Source organism: Rhodococcus sp. IEGM 1341 (assembly GCF_030056895.1).
Classification (GTDB): Bacteria; Actinomycetota; Actinomycetes; order Mycobacteriales; family Mycobacteriaceae; genus Rhodococcoides.
Genome location: NZ_JASHKV010000023.1, coordinates 1 through 1,402 on the forward strand (window position 1 = coordinate 1; position 1,402 = coordinate 1,402).

Below are 1,402 nucleotides of genomic sequence, written 5' to 3' on the forward strand. Positions count from 1 at the left end.
ACCAGTGGGGACCTCGACCTGGCCACCAGTGGGTACTTTTTCATGGCCACGGACAGGAGGTCTCCAGTTCGAGATCCCGCTCAAGGACAATATGACCCCCGGTGACGTGGTTCGTGCACCCGTTGGCTTGCGGCTCGAACCCGGGCAAGACCTCGGCGCGAGCATCACATTGACCGGACCCACCATTCCAGCGCCCGTTCCTCCGGCAACGACCACGTTTGCCACCGCACTTCGCTACACGGTGTACTCCGGCGTTTCCGCGACAGACTGCGTCGCAGGCACTGTGGGATCGACACCCGTCGTTGCACCGAACTCGCCGTTGAGTGCCGGCACCACGGCACCGATCGAGATTCCCAGCGGAGTAGCGGCCAACGCTGGAACGCCTGTCGAACTGTGTTTCGTCGTGACCTTGCCTGCCGGTACGACTAACGCAGTGTCTGGCCAGAGCACCGGCGAGCTCGTCTGGGACTTCGCCGGCACTTCGATCGCCTAGATTTTCGGTGACAACTGTTCGCTCCCGACAGCGGCGGGCACTGGCGGCAGGGGGAATAGTCCTAGGTTTCGGGGCTGTTCTCGTTGCCGCCAGCTGGACCGACAACGTCCTCGGCTTCGCCAACTTCCAGTCGGGGCAGTTCGGCATTCAGTCCAGCGTCGACAACGGGGTGACGTGGAGCTCGAACCCGGTCACCGGCACCAACAATCCGCTGTCGTTCGCCCCCAGCGTGAATGCAGTAGTTCCTGGTTCGGTCTCCTACGCGCCTATTCGGCTACGAACCGATGTGGGTTGACTCGCTGCAACGATCGAGCTCAACGGTGCACAGTTGACGGGAGATGCAGGGCTCGGAGGTGCACTCTTGTATCGCGCGGTCAAGCTCGCTACACCAGCATCGCCCTGTGGTAGTGCAGCTTTCACGGGTTTGCCCTCGTGGGTCGTCGGTAGTGCCGGTGCAGTGAGTGTGACGACCGGCTCTGCCCCCAACGTTTTCACACTTCCTGCCGGCACCCCGACGAGTGAGGGTGCATCAATCACCGTGTGCTTCGAGATCAGCTTGCCTGCCAGTCCGGCCAACTGGGCCAATCCAGCGCTGCAAGGAAAAACTGCGACCCCCGACTGGGCTTTCGTCGGCACTTCATAGGAAAGACACCATGACACGAGCGCGACACGGAACCGCCGAAGCGAAGCCTTCGGTGTGGTCGAGGGCCGGCGACTGGCTCTTGAACATCTTGGCTGTCGGCGGAGTTGTCTGCATAGCCCTGGTCATCTGTGCCTTCGCCTTCAACATCACCCTCATCATGTTCAAGACGGGGTCCATGTCACCGGCTATACCGACCGGATCATTGGCCGTCGTGGGACTGTCTGAATAACGGTTGATCCGGTCCTTGGTTCGACACGCCGAGCTCA

General features: G+C 61.6%; 2 protein-coding genes. One reads left to right on the plus strand and one right to left on the minus strand.

Features of this window, described 5'->3' with window-relative positions; translation table 11 throughout:
• Window positions 1-500: 500 nt before the first annotated feature.
• Window positions 501-788 (plus strand): hypothetical protein, encoded by a 288-nt coding sequence (locus tag QM615_RS22355; RefSeq protein ID WP_269596896.1) that lies wholly within the window; start codon window positions 501-503, stop codon window positions 786-788.
• A 342-nt stretch (window positions 789-1,130) separates the two neighbouring features.
• Here QM615_RS22355 and QM615_RS22360 read toward each other — a convergent pair.
• The coding region (locus QM615_RS22360) for a hypothetical protein (RefSeq protein WP_269596895.1) at window positions 1,131-1,402 on the minus strand (272 nt) is incomplete at its 5' end.